Annotated in this window: 36 protein-coding genes and 2 tRNA genes; 31 read left to right on the top strand and 7 right to left on the bottom strand. The window is 62.4% G+C overall.

Translation table 11 applies throughout. From position 1 onward, the window contains the following. Nucleotides 1–11 precede the first annotated feature (11 nt). The 4 genes from LPA45_RS10110 to LPA45_RS10095 all read right to left on the bottom strand — a co-directional run bounded on the left by LPA45_RS10110 (nucleotide 12) and on the right by LPA45_RS10095 (nucleotide 2001). On the bottom strand, nucleotides 12–245 hold the full coding sequence (locus tag LPA45_RS10110; protein WP_367394547.1) for a hypothetical protein: 234 nt from the start codon (nucleotides 243–245) through the stop codon (nucleotides 12–14). Continuing rightward, nucleotides 242–631 (bottom strand): hypothetical protein, encoded by a 390-nt coding sequence (locus LPA45_RS10105; protein WP_367394546.1) that lies wholly within the window; start codon nucleotides 629–631, stop codon nucleotides 242–244. The genes LPA45_RS10110 and LPA45_RS10105 overlap by 4 nt, the downstream gene beginning before the upstream one ends. Nucleotides 632–830: 199 nt before the next feature. Continuing rightward, nucleotides 831–1199 (bottom strand): hypothetical protein, encoded by a 369-nt coding sequence (locus LPA45_RS10100; RefSeq protein ID WP_367394545.1) that lies wholly within the window; start codon nucleotides 1197–1199, stop codon nucleotides 831–833. Nucleotides 1200–1224: 25 nt separating this feature from the next. After that, nucleotides 1225–2001 carry a S24 family peptidase gene (locus LPA45_RS10095; protein ID WP_367394544.1) on the bottom strand — a complete coding sequence of 259 codons (777 nt, stop codon included), beginning with the start codon at nucleotides 1999–2001 and terminating at the stop codon, nucleotides 1225–1227. 133 nt (nucleotides 2002–2134) lie between these two features. Between LPA45_RS10095 and LPA45_RS10090 the strand changes: the two genes are divergently transcribed. Then, nucleotides 2135–2398 (top strand): Cro/Cl family transcriptional regulator, encoded by a 264-nt coding sequence (locus tag LPA45_RS10090; protein WP_367394543.1) that lies wholly within the window; start codon nucleotides 2135–2137, stop codon nucleotides 2396–2398. A 53-nt stretch (nucleotides 2399–2451) separates the two neighbouring features. Here LPA45_RS10090 and LPA45_RS10085 read toward each other — a convergent pair whose 3' ends face one another. Next, complete coding sequence (locus LPA45_RS10085) at nucleotides 2452–2715, bottom strand: hypothetical protein (protein ID WP_367394542.1); 264 nt, start codon at nucleotides 2713–2715, stop codon at nucleotides 2452–2454. A gap of 533 nt (nucleotides 2716–3248) precedes the next feature. Beyond that, nucleotides 3249–3458 (bottom strand): hypothetical protein, encoded by a 210-nt coding sequence (locus LPA45_RS10080; protein ID WP_367394541.1) that lies wholly within the window; start codon nucleotides 3456–3458, stop codon nucleotides 3249–3251. 162 nt (nucleotides 3459–3620) lie between these two features. On the opposite strand from LPA45_RS10080, the gene LPA45_RS10075 reads away from it, so the two are divergent. From LPA45_RS10075 to LPA45_RS10055, 5 genes are read left to right on the top strand one after another with little or no spacing between them, the layout of a single operon-like run. Next, complete coding sequence (locus tag LPA45_RS10075; RefSeq protein WP_367394540.1) at nucleotides 3621–3923, top strand: DNA-binding protein; 303 nt, start codon at nucleotides 3621–3623, stop codon at nucleotides 3921–3923. After that, the gene (locus LPA45_RS10070; protein ID WP_367394539.1) at nucleotides 3920–4111 is read left to right on the top strand and encodes a hypothetical protein; all 192 of its coding nucleotides are present in this window, start codon (nucleotides 3920–3922) and stop codon (nucleotides 4109–4111) included. Before LPA45_RS10075 ends, LPA45_RS10070 begins: the two co-directional genes overlap by 4 nt. Beyond that, nucleotides 4108–4284: a hypothetical protein gene (locus LPA45_RS10065; RefSeq protein ID WP_367394538.1), complete on the top strand. Its 177-nt coding sequence runs from the start codon at nucleotides 4108–4110 to the stop codon at nucleotides 4282–4284. Before LPA45_RS10070 ends, LPA45_RS10065 begins: the two co-directional genes overlap by 4 nt. Nucleotides 4285–4292: 8 nt before the next feature. Then, the gene (locus tag LPA45_RS10060) at nucleotides 4293–4586 is read left to right on the top strand and encodes a helix-turn-helix domain-containing protein (protein ID WP_367394537.1); all 294 of its coding nucleotides are present in this window, start codon (nucleotides 4293–4295) and stop codon (nucleotides 4584–4586) included. After that, on the top strand, nucleotides 4586–4879 hold the full coding sequence (locus LPA45_RS10055; RefSeq protein WP_367394536.1) for a hypothetical protein: 294 nt from the start codon (nucleotides 4586–4588) through the stop codon (nucleotides 4877–4879). Before LPA45_RS10060 ends, LPA45_RS10055 begins: the two co-directional genes overlap by 1 nt. 14 nt (nucleotides 4880–4893) lie before the next feature. Here LPA45_RS10055 and LPA45_RS10050 read toward each other — a convergent pair whose 3' ends face one another. Further along, nucleotides 4894–5190, bottom strand: coding sequence for a hypothetical protein (locus tag LPA45_RS10050; protein WP_367394535.1), 297 nt, complete (start codon nucleotides 5188–5190; stop codon nucleotides 4894–4896). Between the two features lie 59 nt (nucleotides 5191–5249). Between LPA45_RS10050 and LPA45_RS10045 the strand changes: the two genes are divergently transcribed. The 25 genes from LPA45_RS10045 (at nucleotide 5250) to LPA45_RS09925 (ending at nucleotide 20866) form a co-directional block, all read left to right on the top strand. Then, nucleotides 5250–6299 carry a helix-turn-helix domain-containing protein gene (locus tag LPA45_RS10045; RefSeq protein ID WP_367394534.1) on the top strand — a complete coding sequence of 350 codons (1050 nt, stop codon included), beginning with the start codon at nucleotides 5250–5252 and terminating at the stop codon, nucleotides 6297–6299. Between the two features lie 209 nt (nucleotides 6300–6508). Continuing rightward, nucleotides 6509–6814: a DUF1064 domain-containing protein gene (locus LPA45_RS10040; RefSeq protein WP_367394533.1), complete on the top strand. Its 306-nt coding sequence runs from the start codon at nucleotides 6509–6511 to the stop codon at nucleotides 6812–6814. Further along, a complete protein-coding gene (locus LPA45_RS10035) occupies nucleotides 6811–7068 on the top strand; it encodes a hypothetical protein (protein ID WP_367394532.1) in 258 nt (85 codons plus the stop codon). Before LPA45_RS10040 ends, LPA45_RS10035 begins: the two co-directional genes overlap by 4 nt. A gap of 103 nt (nucleotides 7069–7171) precedes the next feature. Further along, nucleotides 7172–7843, top strand: coding sequence for a hypothetical protein (locus LPA45_RS10030; RefSeq protein WP_367394531.1), 672 nt, complete (start codon nucleotides 7172–7174; stop codon nucleotides 7841–7843). 93 nt (nucleotides 7844–7936) lie between these two features. Beyond that, nucleotides 7937–8494: a hypothetical protein gene (locus tag LPA45_RS10025; RefSeq protein WP_367394530.1), complete on the top strand. Its 558-nt coding sequence runs from the start codon at nucleotides 7937–7939 to the stop codon at nucleotides 8492–8494. Next, entirely contained in the window at nucleotides 8491–8748 is a 258-nt protein-coding gene (locus LPA45_RS10020) for a hypothetical protein (protein ID WP_367394529.1), read from the top strand. Before LPA45_RS10025 ends, LPA45_RS10020 begins: the two co-directional genes overlap by 4 nt. Next, nucleotides 8745–8960, top strand: a complete 216-nt coding sequence (locus tag LPA45_RS10015; RefSeq protein WP_367394528.1) for a hypothetical protein — start codon at nucleotides 8745–8747, stop codon at nucleotides 8958–8960. The genes LPA45_RS10020 and LPA45_RS10015 overlap by 4 nt, the downstream gene beginning before the upstream one ends. A gap of 2 nt (nucleotides 8961–8962) precedes the next feature. Further along, the gene (locus LPA45_RS10010; RefSeq protein WP_367394527.1) at nucleotides 8963–9616 is read left to right on the top strand and encodes a hypothetical protein; all 654 of its coding nucleotides are present in this window, start codon (nucleotides 8963–8965) and stop codon (nucleotides 9614–9616) included. Nucleotides 9617–9747: 131 nt separating this feature from the next. Beyond that, nucleotides 9748–9823 (top strand) — tRNA-Met (locus tag LPA45_RS10005). A gap of 145 nt (nucleotides 9824–9968) precedes the next feature. Continuing rightward, nucleotides 9969–10844 (top strand): DUF4747 family protein, encoded by an 876-nt coding sequence (locus tag LPA45_RS10000; protein ID WP_317921084.1) that lies wholly within the window; start codon nucleotides 9969–9971, stop codon nucleotides 10842–10844. A 115-nt stretch (nucleotides 10845–10959) separates the two neighbouring features. Then, nucleotides 10960–11457 (top strand): hypothetical protein, encoded by a 498-nt coding sequence (locus tag LPA45_RS09995; RefSeq protein ID WP_317921082.1) that lies wholly within the window; start codon nucleotides 10960–10962, stop codon nucleotides 11455–11457. Nucleotides 11458–11603: 146 nt separating this feature from the next. Next, a tRNA-Met gene (locus LPA45_RS09990) sits at nucleotides 11604–11676 on the top strand. Between the two features lie 79 nt (nucleotides 11677–11755). Beyond that, on the top strand, nucleotides 11756–12073 hold the full coding sequence (locus LPA45_RS09985) for an HNH endonuclease signature motif containing protein (protein ID WP_317921080.1): 318 nt from the start codon (nucleotides 11756–11758) through the stop codon (nucleotides 12071–12073). A gap of 15 nt (nucleotides 12074–12088) precedes the next feature. Beyond that, complete coding sequence (locus LPA45_RS09980; protein ID WP_317921078.1) at nucleotides 12089–12343, top strand: hypothetical protein; 255 nt, start codon at nucleotides 12089–12091, stop codon at nucleotides 12341–12343. Nucleotides 12344–12572: 229 nt separating this feature from the next. Beyond that, nucleotides 12573–13076: a terminase small subunit gene (locus LPA45_RS09975; protein ID WP_317921076.1), complete on the top strand. Its 504-nt coding sequence runs from the start codon at nucleotides 12573–12575 to the stop codon at nucleotides 13074–13076. Between the two features lie 4 nt (nucleotides 13077–13080). Then, complete coding sequence (locus tag LPA45_RS09970) at nucleotides 13081–14766, top strand: terminase large subunit (RefSeq protein ID WP_367394526.1); 1686 nt, start codon at nucleotides 13081–13083, stop codon at nucleotides 14764–14766. Further along, the gene (locus LPA45_RS09965) at nucleotides 14763–16067 is read left to right on the top strand and encodes a phage portal protein (RefSeq protein WP_317921074.1); all 1305 of its coding nucleotides are present in this window, start codon (nucleotides 14763–14765) and stop codon (nucleotides 16065–16067) included. Before LPA45_RS09970 ends, LPA45_RS09965 begins: the two co-directional genes overlap by 4 nt. After that, complete coding sequence (locus LPA45_RS09960) at nucleotides 16064–16930, top strand: head maturation protease, ClpP-related (RefSeq protein ID WP_317921072.1); 867 nt, start codon at nucleotides 16064–16066, stop codon at nucleotides 16928–16930. The genes LPA45_RS09965 and LPA45_RS09960 overlap by 4 nt, the downstream gene beginning before the upstream one ends. Nucleotides 16931–16962: 32 nt before the next feature. Then, nucleotides 16963–18276 carry a phage major capsid protein gene (locus LPA45_RS09955; protein WP_317921071.1) on the top strand — a complete coding sequence of 438 codons (1314 nt, stop codon included), beginning with the start codon at nucleotides 16963–16965 and terminating at the stop codon, nucleotides 18274–18276. A gap of 63 nt (nucleotides 18277–18339) precedes the next feature. After that, nucleotides 18340–18759 carry a hypothetical protein gene (locus LPA45_RS09950; protein ID WP_317921069.1) on the top strand — a complete coding sequence of 140 codons (420 nt, stop codon included), beginning with the start codon at nucleotides 18340–18342 and terminating at the stop codon, nucleotides 18757–18759. A gap of 1 nt (nucleotide 18760) precedes the next feature. Then, the gene (locus LPA45_RS09945) at nucleotides 18761–19087 is read left to right on the top strand and encodes a head-tail connector protein (RefSeq protein ID WP_317921067.1); all 327 of its coding nucleotides are present in this window, start codon (nucleotides 18761–18763) and stop codon (nucleotides 19085–19087) included. Beyond that, nucleotides 19084–19422 carry a phage head closure protein gene (locus LPA45_RS09940; protein WP_317921065.1) on the top strand — a complete coding sequence of 113 codons (339 nt, stop codon included), beginning with the start codon at nucleotides 19084–19086 and terminating at the stop codon, nucleotides 19420–19422. The genes LPA45_RS09945 and LPA45_RS09940 overlap by 4 nt, the downstream gene beginning before the upstream one ends. Next, on the top strand, nucleotides 19415–19762 hold the full coding sequence (locus LPA45_RS09935; protein ID WP_317921063.1) for a DUF3168 domain-containing protein: 348 nt from the start codon (nucleotides 19415–19417) through the stop codon (nucleotides 19760–19762). Before LPA45_RS09940 ends, LPA45_RS09935 begins: the two co-directional genes overlap by 8 nt. 57 nt (nucleotides 19763–19819) lie before the next feature. Continuing rightward, nucleotides 19820–20461 (top strand): phage tail tube protein, encoded by a 642-nt coding sequence (locus tag LPA45_RS09930; protein ID WP_317921061.1) that lies wholly within the window; start codon nucleotides 19820–19822, stop codon nucleotides 20459–20461. A gap of 3 nt (nucleotides 20462–20464) precedes the next feature. After that, nucleotides 20465–20866, top strand: a complete 402-nt coding sequence (locus tag LPA45_RS09925; protein ID WP_317921059.1) for a hypothetical protein — start codon at nucleotides 20465–20467, stop codon at nucleotides 20864–20866. Nucleotides 20867–20875 lie beyond the last annotated feature (9 nt).

Here is a 20875-nt window from a genome sequence, read left to right as displayed (position 1 = left end):
GGCGTAGCGCTTCATTCCTGACCTCCCGCGCGGCGGATCACGGCGGCCCGCTCGTGATAGCGGGTAGTGCCCTCGCCATCGACGCCGTCGTGCGCGTTGCGCTCCGCTAGCACCGATTTCTGACAGACCGAGAGCAGGCCAAGCATGTTGCGGATGATCTGGTGGGCAGCCTTCAGCTCGTTCAGCAGCTCGGCGCGCGAGTTGTCGAGGACGGCCTGGCGGATAGCGGCTTGATCTGGCGTCATGCCGGCCTCCACAGGGAGGCAGCGGCCGTGCGTTCGATGTGGGCGACAAGGGCCGGTGCGAGGTTGCCGAGCATGTCGACCGTCTCGCTGCCGTCGACCATCAACTGGCGGACGTCCGTGGCAACGAAGGTGGGCGGATGGTCAGGGTCGACCCAGACGTGGCCCGTGACAGCCCAGTACCGGCCTTCCATCCAGATGGCGGTGCGCGTGGATCCTTCGCGCGGAGCTGGCCGGTGGACGAGGGGAATGCGAGAGACCGGCTGAGCGGCGTCGCGCTTCGTGGGGGAGGTTACCCAGTCGGGCCCGCCCACAAAGCGGAAGAGGGAAACCACGACCAGGACAACGACCGTCCAGGCCATGATGCCGATACCTGCGAGGATTTCCATGTGCGCCTCCATCGGTGAGTTGATGGATTCACTATAGCGATTCGCTAAAAACAACGCAAGCTGGAAATTCGCTTATCGCTAAATTAAATATCTAGCGATCCGTTGTGTGTGTAGCGAGCAGGCAACAAAAAGCCCGCCGTGAAGGGCGGGCTCGGATGGTGGGGGTAGAGCTACTTCGCGAGCCGAAGGGGGCAATACGTTAGTTCTGGCTAGCGCCGTACTTGACTGGTTCTGGTAGAGGGTCCGGCTTCGCCGTAGTGCAGCCGCTTTCGTATGCAGCGGTCGCGAGCTGGTGGTAACGCAGAGTGGCGCTATCGATGGCGTTAGATTTCGCGAGGGAGTTGCCGATGCCAAAGTCGCCGAAGGCGGCCAGCACATCTCGCCCGCTGAACTGGCTTTCCTTGTCGACCTGCTGGGCGAAGCCCATGACCTTTGCCTGCTCCAACTGAATCTCCCGGCAGGACAAGTTTTGCCGCTCGAAGTCCGTCAGCGGTGCCTGCGTTCCATAGTTCTTGGTTGCGCACCCCGTCATGGCCAGGATTGCTGCAGCAGCGGCCATAGTTCTCATGTCCCGCTCCCTCCTCGTTGAATTGCTAGAACCGTGTCTTGATTTTCTTTCGGCGTACCGGGTGAGCAACGTAGTAAATCCACGAAACCTCCTCCGGTTTGAAGAACAAGGTACCCGGCTCGTTGTAGGACTCGAGTTGCACCCCGTTGTGCATAGAGCGCAGGCGCTTGAGCATTGTCTCGCCAGACGTAAGCCTCACCATCACGTCGTCGCCAGCCTCAACTTCCGTGCTTGGCTCGACGAAGGCAAAGTCTCCAGGGTTGTAGACCGGAGACATCGAGGTGCCAACGATCGGGGTAAGGAAGGCGAGCGGGTCATCCGTCGCCTGTACTGCATATTCTTCTGTTGCGCCCACCAGGTAACCGCCGTCAGTCCAAATTCTCTCGGGAAGGCCACCATTGGCCCGGCCCACAACGTACACACGCCGCGCTGGCGCATCCCCAACTGGGATGCGAGTCTCTGGCAGGTGGGTCACATTGTATGAGGGGGCTTCGCCGCCCTCGTTAAGTCCCGTTTCTATCTGATCTGAACCAAATTCTGGCTTGACAGTAGGCTCGGTCTGTCCCAGCGAGTGGTCGACATCCATCCAACCACGCATTTCGCCAAGAGCCTTTTCAATCTTGCGGGCCGCGTCATCGCCCAAATTCTTGGGCTTTCCCGTCTTGCTCTCAGGCTGACCATTCTTCACCTGGCTCAGGTAAGCCGCTGAAAGATCAGCCTTCTCTGCCAGCGCTCTCGCCGTCTTCATGCGTGCCATGGCCTCTATGAGGTTCAGGCGGCGGATTTCATCAATGGTTTTCATGCGCGCCATTCCATAGCAATTCGCTAAACATTGAAATGTGCGATTCGCTATTGTCATTTCTTTAGCGAATCGCTATAGTGAAGCTATGGACCTCAAAACCTACCTCTCCGGAAGACGCGGTCGGCTCGTTGCCTTGAGCAAGGCCATCGGCGCCCATGCATCCGATCTTAGTCGATGGGCTACCGGCGAGCGCCCGGTGCCGGTTCCCTTTGGCCGCCCGATCGAGGATGCCACTGGTGGACTGGTTACCCGGAAGGAGATGTTCAGCCACGACGTGCTCGAGCGGGTGTGGCCTGAACTGGTCGGAGCCGCTGACAGGATCAAGGCCATCGATGACGTCCAGCCTCCTACGGGTGGCGCAATCCGACGCAGCAAGCCACAGAGGAAGGAGGCCTGACATGAAACGCCTATACGCACGCCTGGTGCTCTGGCTGATCCGGCCGGCGCTTGTCAGAGAAAGCCAATTGGGGCTGGCTCGCCTTCGCCAATTCGATACACCGCAACGATCGCGGCATGCGGGATGTGAATTGCTTGATGCGAATGACCCTCTTTTGTGGGTCTCCTCACAAACAGGTAGTGCGGGTGATCCATGTCCGCTTCCGAACAGATCAGGCACGGATACGACTGGTCGCCTGCCTTGAGCCTTTGGTCGCAGTGCTCGTCGTAGAGGGCGGTGAACGCCGCGGCGGGATTCAAAACTACGAAATAGTCCATGCGTACCCCTTTCGTGGGTGGTTGAGAAGGTCAGAGATCTCAATTGTTCCACGGCTGCGGGTACGCACCAATAAGTAGGTAGATGGGTAGCAGGTAATGGCCGACACAGATCGGCGCTGGTCAACAAGAAAACCGGGGGCCGTTGTGGGAGATAGGCAAATAGGGGATGGCATGTCGCGCGCACGCATGAGCAGCACGCCTGGCAAGTTGACCGCTGAGATGCGGACCGTTGTGGACGAGGAGACGAAGGACGAGTTCCTCCGAATCGCGTCCAGCGAGGGAATGACGGTATCCGAGTATCTGCGGGACATGGTGATGATCCATGTGCATGGTCGTAATCACCTCTTGAGGTTACACAAAGCCCGGCTGGATCGGATGGCGGGAGTTGGGGAAGAAGAGCGCGCATAGACAGCGGAAAGAGAGCGTCCCAAATCCGTCCCAAATCCGTTCCGCTTCTGTCCCTCATCTGGACGCCATGATCGGGCGCTGGTCTGGCGAAATGGATGCTCATGTTGTACCTGGCAGGCATCTGATTAGTGCGCGGGTTTGCGCAGACCGTGTTCGTAGGCCAGCAGCTGCAGTGAGTTGAGCAGTTGGACGGCGAGGGGCACCGGGATGGACAGCTCGCAAGGAATACCGGCGTTACCGAAGTGCAGGGTCACCTGGCCATGTGATGACGGTACCGCCGGCGCAAAGGAAAGGCCATCAAGCCGATCCATCGAATGAAGTTGTCCATGTTCCATGTGGGCACTCGCAGAAGTAGGTACGCGGGGCATCCCGCAACAGTCCGCGCGAAGGGCGCGGTTTCAATAACTGCAGCGTACTCGCCACCCCCACCCAACAGCACGCAGAGAAGTAGGGGCGGACTTGCGCAGCGTTGAGCAACTTTGAGCAAGACACACACTATGGCCACCACACTTTCGCCGGCAAAGCTTGAGCAAGCTGTCCGGATGGCGCTTTCTTCCGAGCGGCGGAAGGAGCTGATGGACCTGATGGGCTGGGACAGCTCCGACGTGAGTCGGATCCTGAGCAACCAACAGGGCATCCCCCTCAACAAGATCGACCTCCTGACCGCCAACTGCGGCTTCGCCCTGGTGACGAAGCCCTATCTGGACGCGATCAGCACGCTGTGCCAGGTGGGCGCGTCGTGCCATTGCGCGCGCGAGGGCTTCGGGGAGTGCGGATCCGGCGTGCGGGGACGGCCATGACTGCGGCGCTGACTCAAGGCTGCGCCTGCCGCATGCCCAGCGGGCGTAAGGCTCGCTTCGTTTCCTACGTGCCGTACCAGAAGGCCTACAAGTTCGTCTACGTGGACGACGGCTCGGAGATCCGCCATCGGGTGTTCTTCCTGACCGAGGCAAATCTGCGCCTGGCGGTACCGGAGGTTGGCCCGTGATCCACGAACTGATCCCGCGCGCCGCGGTGCGCGAGCAGGGCGCCGAAGCCTTCCGCCGCGGGCAGGAGGTGGAGGACAACCCGCACTGGCCACCGGGCACCGACGCCCACCTGGAGTGGCATGCGGGCTTTAAGGACGAGCAATACCGGCCCAAGACGGCCGGCAAGGCATAGGAGGGGGCATGCACACCGCCGTCGCTCACACCAGCATTCGCAACTACGACCGGATGCGCAAGACCGGCGAACTGGGCCGGGTCCAGCAGGAGATCCTGGGCGCGGTCGGCGGCTACCCGCGCGACTACTCCCTGCAGGAACTGGCGCAGGCGACCGGTCTGGCGATCAATACCGTCAGCGGCCGCGTCAACGAGCTGCGCGCCAAGGGCCAGCTTCAGCTTGCGCCGTCGCGCGCGTGCAAGATCACTGGCCGCACGATCCGCCCGGTGCGCCGGCCGAATCCGCAAGGGGACCTGTTCTGATGATGTACCGAAACACGAAGCTGCTCGAAGCGGTGCGGGCCTTCCCGTGCACGAACTGCGGCCGGCAGGACGGCACGGTAGTGGCGGCGCACTCCAACCAACTGCGTGACGGCAAGGGCCGCGGCCTCAAGGCGCACGACTACCGCATTGCTGCCATGTGCCACACCTGTCACGCCGCACTAGACCAAGGCTCGAAGCTAAGCCGCGCCGAGCGCGAGGAAATGTGGGAGGCGGCCCACCGCAAGACGGTTGGCCTGCTGTTCGAAGCCGGCCTGGTGAAGGTGATCGCATGACCGGCTGCATCCAATCAAGCGGGCGCCTTGTCCCGATCCGGGCCGGTATGCCTGAGCATCTTCTGAGCGCGCTCGAAGGCTTCGTCCTGAATCTGCTCGATGGTCTTGCCGGCGGTCGGGAATACGAAGGTCGCACTCAGGCTGCAGGGGAAGTCCCCGTCGATAGCAGCGTCACGAATAATCTCCAGGGTGACCCGGCTTGCCGTTTTTCCACCGAAGGCCGTGGTATCAAACGGTTCAACGGTGCAGCGGGCGACGCGGCCAGCAAACATCATTGCGTCAAGCAGCCATTCTTCACGTTCTGGGGTCATTGCAGTGCTCCCGATGTTGGTGGGCTGGCATTGTCGCACGGCGCGGCGGGAGGGCTTCAATGAACTCCTATACCTGGCGCGCCGCCATCATCCGATCGGATCTCGGCCCGACCACCCGGCACGTCCTGCTGACGCTGTCCTGCCACATCAATGATGCTGGCGAACCCACATACCCCTCCACGCTGCTGCTGTCCGACGAATGCGGGCTGTCGGAGCGCGCCGTCGTCACGCACCTGAAGCTGGCTGCATCCCTTGGGTGGCTGACCGTGTCCAAGCACGGCTATGCCGGCCAAGGCTGGGCCCGGAATCAGTATCGCCCACGCACTCCGGACGGGTTTGTGCCGCGTCCTGCCCCAGTCAGAAAAGGCACTGAAGCAGGTTCAGTGCCTTCTGACGAAAAGTTATCCACAGAGGCACTGAACGACGTTCAGTACGTTGAGGGCGAAGGCACTGAAGGACGTTCAGTACCTTCCGGCGAGGCACTGAACGTGACGACAGAAGGCACTGAACGTGGCGACAAAAAGGCACTGAACGACGTTCAGTCTAACTACCCACTAGAACTACCCAAAGAACTACCCAAGGTTGCGCGCGCCAAGCGCAAGGCTGTGGATAAAGCCTTCGAGCAGCTCTGGGCCGTGTACCCGAGGAAGGTTTCGAAGGACGCCGCTCTGAAGGCCTATCGGAAGCTTGACCCGGACGAGGCGCTTCAGGCCGTCCTGCTGGCAGCGGTGGAGAAGCAGGCGGCATCGCAGGCATGGACCAAGGATGGCGGCACGTTCGTCCCGCATGCCTCCACCTGGCTGAATGGCCGGCGCTGGACCGACGAGGTGCCCGAGGAATCGCCGGAAGGCGAAACGGGCGGCGCTCAATCTGCAGCTGAGCCTTGGTACCGGCGCTGGTCCGGGATCACGGAGAAGGGCGCCCAGGTCTTCCGCGCCTTCAAAGAGGGCGAGGATCCGCTCCGCTACAAGGTCAACGTTTTCAAGCGGGCCGGAGAGGGTAAGTGGCGCGACGAGCTGATGAACGAGCTGCAACGCACCAAGAACTCGCTCTATGCAGACATCCATCAGTACATCTACGGCCATCCGCCGATTGGGGATGCGGCATGACGGGCATGTGGGGGAAGTGGGGCAATGCGAACGGACGAGGCCAGGCGGCACGAGTGCGAGGTCAGGTGGCTGGCGGCAAGGCCGGATCACCAGGTGACCGAGTTTCTGACCAAGGTGGAGAGGCACAGGGGGCGCGCCGCGGCGGTGCAGCTGGCATCGGACATGCGAGCGCACCGAAGGGCAAGCCGAGCAAGTACGGGAACACCAGGGTGACGGTGAACGGCGAGACGTTCGACAGCCAGCGGGAAATGGAGCGGTACCACCACCTACGGATCCTGCAGCGGGCCGGGAAGATCCAGCAGCTGGAGCGCCAGGTGGTGTTCATCCTGTCGCCGGCGGTGGTGATCGGTGGCCGGAAGCGGCCGGCGCTCAAGTACGTGGCCGATTTCACCTACGTCGAAGAGGGCGCCTCGGTGAAGACGGTAGAGGACGTGAAGGGCCACATCACCGAGGGGTACCGCATCAAGCGGCATCTGATGGCGGCCATGGGAATCCAGATCAAGGAGACAAAGTGAGCGAGATCAAGGTGCATGCGTCGTCGGTGGACGAACTGAGCTTCAGGGCTGTTCTCGACCAGCAGCAAATCTTGGAATTGGTGGCGCAGGCGGTGGCCGCGCAGGCTGGGGTGGACCTGGATGCTTCCAACGTCTCGGTTCGCATCCTGCGTATCACCAGCCGTTCGAGCGGGAGCCTCGGCACCAGCAAGGCTGAGGCTGTGTGCGAGATCGTTGTGGACCGCCGCCCGCAGGAATCGACCGGTCCCGCATGACCGTCTGTAGACGGAATGGTCAATGACTCACGTGGCAGTAGGTGAAATGGAAAGCGCGGTAGGTCTTTCGGTAAGCCGCATAGACGGGCGACAAGGAGATGAGATGAACGAGAAACAGGCAGAGCGCGAGGCGTTGACCACGGCTGCAGAGGTCGCAGCATTCATCGATCGCAAGGCGGATGACTACGCGAATCGCTTCGGCTTTGGCGTTGCTGGAACACTTTCGTTCGGCAGCCAAGTGAAGATGGACCACTACACCTCGCTGACGGAGCTCGCCGAAGAGATTCGAGCACTCGCCGCCCCGAGCGCCGGCGCGCCACAGCACAACCGCCGGATCACCCCTGGCCTGTATCGCGTCAACTGGAAAAGCGGCGGCTCGTCTCTTTGCGCAATCGGAATGGCATCCAACGGAAACAACTGGATTGCCCCGGCGAATTGGGTGGAGCCGGCAACGATCGCCGATCTGGAAGCGAACGGTACGTGGGCTGACGCTGCCGGCTTAGAGCGTTTGGTTTCCGCATCGCCTGCCGACCAGGTGGAGGATGCGAAGCGGCTGGACTTCCTCGATGGACTGAACCATCGATTGAATGAGCACTACGGAACAGTCTACGGTTGGGAGCTGATACTCAGTCCCAACATCGTCCGGCTCATGAATGGCCCAGGCGGGCGAGGTCATTTGGCTGCGATAGATCTGAACGATAGCAAGGCGCGCGGCGCCAAGTCCTGCCGTGCCGCCATCGACGCCGCCATGAGCGCCAGCAAGGAGCCGAAATGAACTGGGTTTGCTGCTACTGCGGCGCCGGGGACCACTCGGTGGCCGGCTGCCCTTGGACGCGCCTGGCGCGCCCGGAAGGGATGGAGGTCTGACATGCGCTGGACGAACGAGGAAGAAGCCCGCCTGCGCCAGCTGTGGACGACCGACAAGTCGTTGAAGGTCATCGGCGCGGAGCTGGGGCGGACGGATCACGCTGTATTCCGGAAAGGAAAGGCAATGGGTTTGGGCTCGAAGCCTTTCGATGGCGAGACTTCCCCGACATGGATCCTTCTGACCCGGGTTTGCCAAGACCGGCGCGGCCGGACGGTCCACGAGATGGCCCAGGCCACAGGGACGAGCCGCTACACGATCGATCAGCTGATGCGGAGGAAGGAGAAGGCCGGCGAGGCTCACGTGGCGGATTGGGAGAAGCGCCCAGGGGCGCCGATCCCGTATTGGCTGCCGTTCCCTGGCAAGAGCAAGCCGAAGCCGCGCGCCCTGACCAACACCGAGCGCAACCGTGCCCTGCGCGCGCGAATCAGGGAGGAAGACCCGCTGCGCTACAAGGCGATGATCGACCGCGCCACCGTCAACCGCTCCCGCCGGAACGGAACCGTCCGGAAGCAGCACCGAGTCGTGCGTGCGCTGTTTGGCCTTGGGAGGTCGGCATGACGGTGAAAGCGAAGGGCGGCGCGCTGGCGCGGCTGGCGGGCATGTGGTGCGGAAACCCGGACTTCTGGCGCTTCGTGGCGCACCGCAGCGGAAAGCCGTGCGACTCGGCGGCAGCGGCGCGGGCCTACGTCCTGGCCGTCAGCGGCGGCATCGAGTCGCGCGCCCAGCTGGACCACGCGCCGGCGGCCGAGGCCAAGTTCCACGCTGGAGTGCGCCTGCCGTACATGCGCTGGCAGAAAGGGGATCGAGGGTGAAAGAGATCTTCGTCCCGGACTACGAGTGGAACGCGCACTACGAGTCGCCCGAGGAAATGGTGCGGGAAGACGGCACCTTGGTCGAAGGCGAGGAATTCGAGCTGGTACGACTGACGGTGGGGGCAAAGACCCGCTACCGGATTGTGGGAGGGAAGCCGGTGCCGGTGAGCATCTCCTTCCCGCAGGCAATTGAAGAGAACACGGGGGAATGACGATGAACGCAGTATTCGCCGACACGCGCCAGGCGCTGTACGTTGCTCACATGGTGATGGCTCTGCCGCCGCGGCAGAAGGCGCCATTCCGCACGGCGCTGATCCGGGCAATGGAGGCCACGCCGAACCTGACTGGCATGCAGGAGGCCTGGCTGGACCAGCTGCGCGGCACGCCGTCGGACAGCACGGTCGACTTCGGCGGCCTGACCAGCGACGAGGTGCGCGGCCAGTGCGCCATGGTGATGTCGGCTGTGGATTCGAAGCTGCCGGCCCCGGAGCGGGCGGTGGTGCGCGCGCGGTTCACGCCGGCCGAGTATGAGGAGATCGGCGCCAACGGCGAGCGAAAGCGCCGCTACTTCTACGGCCCGGCTCGCGTTGAGGGAATCCGATACCTCGCCGACTGGCTGGCGCCGAACTGCTCAATTGCCGGGCCGGCCCTGGACATACTGGTATCGAAGGCGTTTGCCAACCATGAGCGCCTGGCGGTGAGCTATCGCGACATGGCGGCATCGTTCGGCAGCAACCACATGACCTACGCCCGGGCCTTCCCCAAGATCCGCGAGCGCCTGCGTGAGTTGGAGGCTTTGGCGGTGTCGCGCCTTGATGCCTACTTCACCGCGCTGGGTCTGATCTGCGACGGCGAAGTTGTGGCTTGACAGGCTGTTACAGCGACCCTAGAATTTCCCCAAATTGCAGAGATGCGCCTGAAGCCTCGCCGGAGTTATCTGGGCGGGGCTTTTTGCATGTTGCCGTATCAATGTTCTGCCAAACCGCGTATAGTCCGGCCCGCGGGGTGGAGCAGTTGGCAGCTCGTCGGGCTCATAACCCGAAGGTCGCAGGTTCAAGTCCTGCCCCCGCAACCAGATTCGAAAGCCCGCCCGGATAGCGCCGCGCGGGCTTTTTTGTAGAGTCAGCAGTCCCTTACCCCTCGTTGGTAGGGGCTTCGCATGTCAATAGGCACCTCAGAATAAAATCTGACCTCCACATTTCTAGGCAGATAGAGGGGTCATGCGTAAGGTAACAGTCGGCGTTCTTAATATCGTTATGCCCGAGCCGCACAATCGGGAACGATACGTTGAACTCTTTAAGAAGGCCCATGGGACTCGCCGTGCCTTGACGGTGCGAGGAAAGTTTGCGGCCATCTTGGGTGGCTTTGGGCCGAAAGAGAACGGGTATTACGGTGGGGTCGTGCACAAGTTCTTTGATCTTGAGCTAACTGGTAAGTGGCTCAATCTGCAGGCCCGGAAGCCGGTGGACGACGCTGAACGAGAAGGTGTCTCGGTGCCGGAGCATTTGAAGCCGGGCTTGGAGACGTTTGATTTTCTGTTTTTTCCGCCCAAGCATCGCTTGTTCTTTGTGTCGAGAGAGCGGGGCGAGAGCTTTGGACCCTTGGATGCAGCGCGGTATTTTCGAGCGTTGCTGAATCAGCCTGCCCTTAGGGAAGAGTTCGGTGAAATTGAGGTTACCGCCGAGCCCGACAAGGACACCCTTAGAAAGATTCTCGCAATCCCAGGGCTGAGGCGCCTCGATATTCAGATAAGTCCTCCAAATCCCGATGATTTCGAGGACTTCGAGCAGGATGTCAAGGATCGGCTAAAGGCTCAGCATGCGAGACGAATGGATGTGTCCCTGATTGCGAGCCGAGGCGAAACGCTGGCACCGGACAATGAAATTCAAGCGCTTGCCGAGGTTGCTAAGTCGAATGGTTTAGTTTCGGGGCGCGGCCGAGACGACGAAGGCAATGTGGTGGAGCTTTCGACAAAGCAGCACCCGCTGCTAGAAACAGCGGAGTACGATCCAGATGTAGAGTTCCCGTCAACCGCACTGTACGCCGTCGCTTCCGATTTCCTTCGTTCGCTGGTGCGTCGCGCGGCAAGAGGCTAGAAATATGGGACTTCCCCGGGCATACGTGGGAGTGCGAAAGATCTTCAGGCTGTACTGGTCAGCATATGGGGGGATCTGGGATGTGCTCAGTTCCCCTTACATGCACTGTGCTGCCGTGCTGACTATCGTTCTCCATCCGTTCTGGCTGAATGAGAAGTGGTGGGATACGGCTGCATCGGTCCTCCCCAACGTTGTTGGCTTTGCTTTGGGGGGATATGCAATCTGGCTTGGGTTTGGCGACGAAGAATTCCGCAGGCGTCAGGCAACGCGCAAAAATGGCAAAAGTAGTCCATACGTGGTGGTCAGTGCATCGTTCGCGCACTTCATTCTCGTTCAGTTGATTGCGTTGGTGTTCGCGATTGCTACAAAGGCTTTTGACTATCCCCTCGCAGCTGACACCTTGTATGGGCATGTCTCCTTGGCGATCTCTGGGGACCTCATGCTTTTTCGCCGCTGCTTAGCTCCAATAGGTAACTGCTTCGGCTTCTTCCTCTTTATGTATGCTTTGATGACGGCTGTCGCTGCATCGATGGGAATATTCCGAGTCACGACCTGGTTTGAGCGAGATGAGGAGCAAGAGGCTACTCATTCCACAGACAGCCCCGCGCAGTAAGGGAGAGTCGTTTCAACCAACACAGAGCCCCGCCCGGCCGGCGCCGCGCGGGGCTTCGCTTTTGGATGCCGCCCATGTTCTTGCCCGTGATGCTCTGCCTTTGGTGTGGTGTCTGCGCGCAAACATGCTGGTGGCCGTCAGTCTTCTGCGGTATGGCGCAACGGTAGCGCGGCGGGGTTCATGCCCCGCAGGTTCCGCGTTCAATTCGCGGTGCCGCAACCCAGTTGTCTCCTCCGCCGGCAGCCGCCGGGGTTTGCCTGGCCTTGGTCAGGCGCTTTCTATTCAAGGGGTCGATCCAATGAGCCGGCTCCAGATGCTGAAGCCACGCCTCCAGGCTTCGACCGCAAAGAGGGTACCGATCCTTGAGACTAAGGCCGGCACCGCGCCACGGCCACGCGGGCGCTTATGGATGGAGACCCGCCAGCGTGTTGCCTTGGCGCATGGGTTCCGATGCGTCGACTGTGGCCATGTTTGGATAGCAGCCCGTGACCAGATTGATCACGATGTTCCGCTGGAGCAGGGTGGCAGCAACGACGACAGCAACCTGCGTCCTCGCTGCGATGATTGCCATAAGGCTAAGACCGCCAGAGAGGCGGCAGCCCGAGCTGGGCGATAGCGCAGGAGACCAGCCATGATGCAGCCCGTGACGACTGACCACACCAACGCCATGCTTGGTGCGCCAGCAGACTGGGACCCGGCAGTGCACGGCGAGTGCCTCGGCCTGCCGGTCCACCGTGACCAGGCGAACAACCGATGGCTGTCGTGGTACCAGCCCACCGAGCAGGACATCGCCAACATCCTGGCTGGCCTGCCCATCCGTTTGTCCGTGTTCGGCGCGGGTCATCCGCCGGTTGCGATTGGCGTGACCGCCGGCACGGAGCCCTGATGCGTGCTGATCGGCGCATTCATTAGGGGTGGGGGGCGGGTAAATCTTCGGAAGGCCTGTTGGCCGGAAACCGCCCGTTCCCTCACGCAGAGAAAATTTCCCCGCCCACGAAACTTGTTAAAGCTTTAACACGGCTCTCCCTTTAACAATGAGCCGCAAGCCATTGATTGGAAACGCCAATCGGGTGGCGCGATGTTAAGGATTGAGGCCCGCAACGCGGGGTTTCCACATGGCTCTGACAGGCAAAAAACTCAAATTTGCCGAGGCCAAGGCGCGGGGCCTGTCGAACAAGCAGGCGGCTATCGACGCCGGCTATAGCGCCGGCACTGCCGCCGCCGCCGGTTCGCGTCTGGCGAAAGATGCTGACGTCCTGGCTCACCTCGCGCGCAAATCGAAGGCCGGTACTGCGCGGAAGGCTGCGCCGCCAGCAAAGGCGGCCCCGAAGGCAAAGCCGGTGCGAGAGCCCGAGTCACTGGATGAAGACGCGGCAGTTGCAGCGTTCAATTGGGAGCAGGCCACACAGTATTCCGATCCCAAGGCCTTCCTGAAGGCCGTGATGAACGACGATCTGACGGAGCCGAAGCTCCGCGTCTTCGCAGCGAAGGAACTGATGCCCTATTTCCATCGGAAACTCGGCGACGCCGGAAAGAAAGAGGATCGCGCGGATGCAGCCAAGAAGGCAGCTTCCGGACGATTCGCCGCCGCGGCGCCGCCGCTACGTGCCGTGAAATGACGCTATGGACTGGACGACCGCTTGCCCCGACTGGGCCGAACGCCTGCAGTCGGGGCGGTCGATCATCCCGCCGCCGATCTTCCCGGACCAGGCCGAGCAGGCGCTGGCGATCTTCAGGGAACTGCGGATCGTCGACGCGCCGAGCAGCCCGACGTTCGGGGAGGCCTGCGCGGACTGGGTCTTCGACCTAGTGGCGTCGATCTTTGGCGCTTACGATCCGGAATCGGGGCGCCGGCTGATCACGGAATGGTTCGTCTGCCTCCCGAAGAAGAACTCGAAGTCGACGATCGCGGCCGGCATCATGATGACGGCGCTGATCCTGAACTGGCGGCAGTCGGCGGAGTTTGCCATCCTGGCACCGACCATCGAGATCGCCAATAACAGCTTCGGTCCGTCGCGAGATTTCTGCGCAGAGCGGGTGGACGAGGATCTGAACGCGCTGATGCACGTGCAGACCCACATCAAGACCATCACGCACCGGGAGAGCAACGCAACGCTGAAGGTGGTGGCTGCCGACTCCAACACGGTTGGCGGCAAGAAGAGCGTCGGCACGCTGGTCGACGAGCTGTGGCTGTTCGGGAAGCAGTCAAACGCGGAAAACATGCTGCGCGAGGCAATCGGCGGGCTGGCGTCGCGGCCAGAAGGTTTCGTCATCTACCTGACCACCCAGAGCGATGACCCGCCGGCAGGTGTGTTCAAGCAGAAGCTGCAGTACGCGCGCGACGTTCGCGACGGCAAGATCGAGGATAAGAGCTTCGTCCCGATCATCTTTGAGCATCCACCCGAAATGGTGGCTCGCCGCGAGCACCTGGAGGTCGAGAACCTCGCCATGGTCAACCCGAACCTCGGGTATTCGGTGGACCAAGCTTTTCTGGAGCGGGAGTACCGGAAGGCGAAGGATGCCGGGGAAGAGTCGTTTCGCGGCTTCATGGCGAAGCACGGCAACGTCGAAATTGGCCTGGCGCTGCGCTCGGACAACTGGGCCGGGGCGCTGTTCTGGGAACAGCAGGCCCGACCAGGACTGACGCTTGCCGATCTGATCCGTCGATGCGAGGTGATCGACGTGGGCGTTGACGGCGGCGGCTTGGACGATTTACTGGGCCTGGGCGCCGCGGGCCGAGACCGGGAGAACGGTGAATGGCTGACCTGGAGCAAGGCTTGGGCGCATCCCACCGTGCTCGATCGCCGCAAATCCGAGGCGCCTAAGCTCCTGGACCTTCAAAAGGCCGGTGAGCTTGTCATCGTCACTCGGATCGGTGAGGACGTAGAGCAGCTTGCGCAGGACGTGCTGTTGGTCTACGAGGCGGGGCTGCTCGACAAGATCGGCGTGGACCCGAGCGGCATCGGCGCTGTGCTGGATGCTTTGGTGGCCGCTGGAATCCCCGAGGAGCTGGTGATTGGTATCTCGCAGGGCTGGAAGCTGGGTGGGACGATCAAGACCACCGAGCGGAAGCTCGCCGAAGGCGCCTTGTGGCACGGTGGTACCGCGCTGATGGACTGGTGCGTCGGAAATGCCAAGGTCGAGCCGCGCGGCAACGCGATCTTGATCACAAAGCAGGCCAGCGGCACAGCGAAGATCGACCCGTTGATGGCGCTGTTCAATGCTGTGGCGCTGTTGTCACTGAATCCTGAAGGGAAGGGCGGCCTGGATGACTGGCTGAGCAATCCCATTGTGGCGGGCCACGCATGATGAAATTTCCCCTTACACGTGTCGCGCGTGGCGTCCGGGCGGCCATTGATGGCTTCGTGCGGTCGTTCTCGCTGACGGATTCGGATCTGTACGCACGCACCGGGATCCCAGAAGCTGGCGTGCTGGTCACGCCAAGCGCTGTGATGCAGCTGGACGCGGCGTGGAGTTGCGTCCGGCTGATTTCGGAGACGATCGCCACGCTGCCGCTTGCCATGTACGAGCGCACCAGCGCCGGTAAGCGGGTCGCGCCGCAGCATCCGCTGCACTTCATCATCCATGACCAGCCAAACACCGATTCGACTGCTTCGGTGTTCTGGGAGGCAATGATTGCGGCGATGCTGCTGCGCGGAGCGGGGAGGGCGGAAAAGCTTTACGTGAGCGGCAGCGACCAAGTGGTCGGGCTGGCTTTCCTGGACCCGGATAAGCTGGTCTGCACGCGGGACTACAACACCGGGCGCAAGAAATTCACCTACCCGCGACCAAACGGCACGCTGCGAGAAATCCCCGAGTCGCGGATCTGGACCATTCCCGGCTTCACGCTGGATGGCATCAATGGGGTGTCGGTGATCGAGTACGGCGCCAAAGTGTTTGGCAACGCGATGGCAGCGGACAAAGCCGCAGCGTCGACGTTTAGCACCGGCCTGCTGCAGACGGTCTATTACAAGTTTGCGAATTTCCTGACGCCGAAGCACCGCGAGGAATTCAGGGCGAACCTGAAAGGCGCGGTCGAGCGCGGCGAAACGCCGGTTTTGGAAGGCGGATCCTCCGTCGAATCGGTCGGGATCAAGCCATCCGATGCGCAGTTGCTGGAGTCGCGCGGCTACTCGGTGGAAGCGATCTGCCGGTGGTTCCGGGTGCCGCCGTGGATGGTCGGTCACACCGAGAAGTCGACCAGCTGGGGCACCGGCATCGAGCAGCAGATGATCGCCTTCCTGACCTTCACGCTCGCGCCGTGGCTGAAACGCATCGAGCAGGCCATCAGCAAGGACCTGCTGCGACCTGCCGAGCGGGCGCGGTACTACCCCAAGTTCGCTGTCGAGGGCCTGCTGCGCGCGGACAGCGCCGGCCGGGCCGCGTTCTATGGCGTCATGGTCGACAAGGGCATCCTGACGCGCGACGAGGTGCGCGAACTCGAGGAACGACCGGCCATGGGCGGCAACGCCGCTGTGCTGACCGTGCAATCGGCCATGACGACGCTTGAGGCAATCGGCACCGCGACGGCCGGCGACGCCAACCAGGCGCGGGCGAGTATCCGCGCGTTTCTCGGCCTGGATGACCAACCAGAAAAGAGGGAATCATGAGCATCAAGACCCTTCCGGGCATTCCGGCCGGGCGGCCCAGCGCCAGCGTGTCCAGCCATCTGCAGCCACGCGCGCTGGACCGCTGGGACACCGGGGTCCGGGCCGCGGCCGAGTCGGACGCAGATCGCACCATCAGCGTCTATGACGTGATCGGCTACGACTACTGGTCGGGCGATGGCGTGACGGCCAAGCGCATTGCTGGCGCGCTGCGCAGCATGGGTGCCGGCCCGGTGACGGTGAACGTCAATTCGCCTGGCGGCGACATGTTCGAAGGCCTGTCGATCTACAACCTGCTGCGCGAGCACGACGGCGAGGTCACGGTCAAGGTGCTGGGCCTGGCCGCCTCCGCCGCGTCGATCATCGCCATGGCCGGGGACAAGGTGCAGATCTCGCGCGCCGGCTTCCTGATGATCCACAACGCCTGGGTGCTGGCCGTCGGCAACCGGCACGATCTGACCGAGATAGCCGCGACGCTGAAGCCGTTCGACGATGCCATGGGCAGCATCTATTCGGCGCGCACCGGCAAAGACACGAAAGCGGTCGCCAAGCTGATGGACGCGGAAACGTGGATCAGCGGCCAGACAGCGATCGACGATGGCTTTGCCGACGAGTTCCTGCCGTCCGACCAGGTCAAGAAGGGCGACGCCAAAGCGCAGGCTTCTGCGGTGCGCCGCATCGAGGCCGCGCTGCGATCGAGCGGCATGCCGAAAAATGATGCCATGCGCCTCATCAGTGAATTCAAGTCCGGCCAGGGTGATCCTGCCGGCGGCGGTGCGGGTGATCCCACCGGACGCAGCGCGGGGGACCCGCCTGCTGCAGCAGCAAAGTCGGTATTGGAGTCGCTGAAGGCGTTCTCCCTGTAGATCACTCACACCATCGAAAGAGGCAATCCACCATGAAGAAGAATCACCTGAAGAAGACCGCCGTCGCCGCGCTGATGGCCTTTGGCGATGCCGTGCATGCCTTGCTGTTCCGCCACATGAAGCGGTCGGGCATGGTGCTGGCCTTCGGCGAAGACGACGTCAAGGAAATCAAGGCATCCCTCGACAAGATCAGCGGCGACGTCAAGGCGTCCGCCGAGAAGGCGCTCAAGGAAGCGCAAGCGGCCGCCGGCAAGCTGTCCGAGGAAACCAAGGCCAAGATCGACCAAATGCTCGTCAGGCAGGGCGAAATGCAGGCCAACCTGCAAACCGCGCAGCAGGCGCTGGCCAAGCTCGAAGCCAACGGCGCCGGTGGCGATGTGCAGCACGAGTCGTTCGGGCAGAAGTTCGTCGGCAGCGAGGAATTCAAGGCCTTCTCCGGCAAGACCCTTCCGCGCGGCCGCGTCGACATGACGTTCAATGCCGCAATCACCACGGTGACCACTGACACCGACGGCGCCGCGGGCGATCTGGTTACCGCAACCCGTCTGCCCGGCATCATCGCGCCGCCGAATCGCCGCCTGACCGTGCGCGACCTCATCACCCCTGGGCGTATGGACGGTAGCGTCCTGGAGTACGTGAAGGAAACCGGCTTCACGAACAACGCTGCGCCGGTCGCGGAAACGGTCAAGAAGCCCGAGTCGACCATGAAGTTCGACCTGGTGACCACATCTGCGAAGGTGATCGCGCATTTCGTGAAGGCCTCGCGCCAGATCCTGAGCGACGCTTCGCAGCTGGCCAGCTACATCGACGGCCGCCTGCGCTATGGACTGGCGTTCAAGGAAGAGCAGCAATTGCTGAACGGTGATGGCACCGGCCAGAACCTGCTGGGAATCATCCCGCAGGCATCGGCGTACGTGGCGCCTTTCGACCCGGCTGGTACCGAAACCAGTATCGACATGATCCGCCTGGCCATGCTGCAAGCCGTGCTGGCCGAGTATCCGGCCACCGGCATCGTGATGCACCCCAGCGACTGGGCGCGGATCGAGCTGCTGAAGGACACTACCGGCCGCTACATCATCGGCAACCCGCAGGGCACGGCACAACCGACGCTGTGGGGCCAGCCCGTGGTGGCTACGCAGGCGATCGCGGTCGACAAGTTCCTGACCGGCGCCTTCAAGTTGGGCGCGCAGGTCTTCGACCGCTGGCAAGCCCGGGTGGAAGTCGCCACCGAGAACGAAGACGACTTCGTGAAGAACCTGGTCACGATCCTGGCCGAAGAGCGCCTGGCGCTGGCGGTGTACCGCCCCGAGGCGTTCATCTACGGCGACTTCGGCAACGTGGCCTGATCGGCAGGCGTCGACTGATGGGCGGCGCGCTTCAGCGGGCCGTTTGCTTTGATGGAGGCATCCATGAAGATCAAGTTCAAGAAGCCGGATCCGCGGGCCGGCACCATCGCGCGGATGGACAGCAGCCGCGGGCAGCATTTCATCGACATCGGCTGTGCTGTGCTGCTGAAGGAAAACGAGGACGCCTCAACTGAGGCCGAGAAAGCGGACATGGCGCCGACGCGCGAAGTACTGGACCGGGAAATTGCCGGCCTGCCGGGAGAGAACACCGATCCGGACTATGTGGTGCGTGCCATGCGACGCTATTTCGGCGACACCTTCACGGATGCCGACGAAACGCGCGTGCGCGAACTGGTGAAGCCGGCCGAGGCGGACAAGCCAACCGAGGTCGAAACCGTCCTGGTGATGGCTGATCAGCCGGCCGACCAGCCGGAGCCGTCTGAGCAGCAGGCCAAGGGCAGCAAAAAGGGCAAGGGGGCTTGATATGTCGATCATCGCTCTGGACATGGCCAAGGCGCATCTGCGCGTCACGTGGGGGAGCGAGGATCAGCTGATCGAGCTATATCTGTCGGCTGCCGAGGGCGCTGTCGCAGATTTCCTGAACCGCCAGGTCTACGCCACCCAGCAGGAAATGGCTGACGCGGTGGAGGCGGAGACCGCCGGGGACAATCCGGTTGTCGCGAACATGGTGATTCAGGCTGGAATGCTGTTGATCCTCGGCAACATTTACAGCAACCGCGACACAAATGCGGAAATCCCGCAAGGCGCGCGCGATCTGCTGTGGCCGCAACGCGTGGGGCTCGGTGTATGACGACTATCGGCCAACGCAGCGAACTGGTGCAGATCCAGAAGCCTGCCGATGGATATGATGACTTCGGGCAGCCCGTCATCGGTTGGGTCAAGGTCATAGACGTCTGGGCCAATATCCTGCATCGCACCGGTCTGGAGGTGATCCGGGCCGACGCGCCGACGTCCATCGTCCAGGCCAGCATACGCATTCCGTTCCTGGCGGCCGACGGCGTCACCGCGGCCATGCGCGTGCTGTGCGAGGACGGCACGGCCTACAACATCAAGGGTGTCCTGCCGGATCGAGTGAAACGCACGTACGTCGACCTGGTGTGCGAGACGGGAGCGGTCAATGCCTAATTCTGCTGAGGCTGTGGTCGTGGCGGCGCTGGCCGGCATCGGCGCGAAGGCCTATCCGGACGTGGCGCCGCTCGGGGCGCCGAAGCCGTATGTCACCTACCAGGCTGTCGGCGGGCAGGACGCAAACGACCTGAGCGGCCCGGCGGACCTGGAGAACCAGCGCATGCAGATCAACGCATGGTCCGAAACTCGGGCTGCCACGGTTGCAACGATGCGAGCTGCGCGCTCCGCCTTGGTTGCAGCCGGTGCTCTCCCGATCGGGGCGCCGGTGAGCGAGAACGAACCTGATACGAAGCTATACGGGTCAAGGCTTGACTTCAGTATCTGGTTCAAGCCCTGATCCACCGTTTTTCCCTCGCCCGCCCTGCGCGGGCATTTTTCCATTGAAGAGGTCAACATGCCATCTACCGCAATCTCCGCGCAGGGATCGAAAGTCGAAGTGTCCGGCACCACCGGCTCGGCCAAGACGATCACCGCTATCGCGCTCGGCTTTCCCACCATCCTGACGTCGGCTGCGCACGCGCTGGTCAACGGCGACGTGGTCACGCTGGCCGGCCTGACCGGCACGCACGCCTCGGACCTGAACGGGCAGACCGTGGTGATCAAGAACGTCACCACCAACACGTTCGCCTTCGACATCAACACGACCGGCCGGACCATCACCGCAGCCGGCACGGCAACGCCTGTCACCTGGACGAAGATCGAGAACCTGGTGAACTTCAAAGGCTTCGACGGTCAGGCCAGCGAACTGGACGCCACCGATATGGACTCCACCGCGAAGGAATTCCTGCTGGGCCTGCAGGATTGGGGTTCGTTCACCTTCGACGTCAACCGCGATTTCAACGACGCGGGCCAGCAAGCCGTCGATGCAGCCAAGCGCGCGGGCACCAAGAAGACCTACAAGCTGACGCTGCCGAACGGCAAGACCAAGACGTTCGACGCGTACTGCAAGAACAGCCCGCTGGAAGGCGGTGTCGATCAACTCCTGAAGACCACGGGTATCACGCTGCGCATCACCGGCGACGTGGTGGACGCATAACCTATGCCGATTCTCTCGAAAGCATCCATCCTGGGCGCCGCGCTGGCGCACGAAGACGTTCCGGTGCCGGAATGGGGCGGCGAAGTGCGCGTGGCGGTGATGTCTGGCGCCGCGCGCGACCGCTTCATGGCGCTGCAGGGCGAAGGCAAGACGCCGTATAGCGTCTTTCAGGCTCGCGTGCTGGTCTGCTGCGTGGTCGACGAGAACGGCGAATTGCTGTTCTCCGAAAACGACGTCGAGGCGCTGCGTGGACGCAGCAAGGAAGCGCTCGACCGCGTGGTCGACGTTGCCATGCGGCTGAACAAGCTCGGCGTGGAGTCGGTGGAGGAAGAGGCAAAAAACTCCGACGCCGCCCCGAGCGGCGGCACTGGCTCCGACTCAGCATCGACCTCGGAATCCCCGTAAGGGAGCTGC

Source organism: Cupriavidus sp. Agwp_2 (assembly GCF_040784895.1).
In the GTDB taxonomy this organism is placed as follows: domain Bacteria; phylum Pseudomonadota; class Gammaproteobacteria; order Burkholderiales; family Burkholderiaceae; genus Cupriavidus.
The sequence above is the reverse complement of the archived record's forward strand: the minus strand, read 5'-3'. Positions and strand labels throughout refer to the sequence as shown.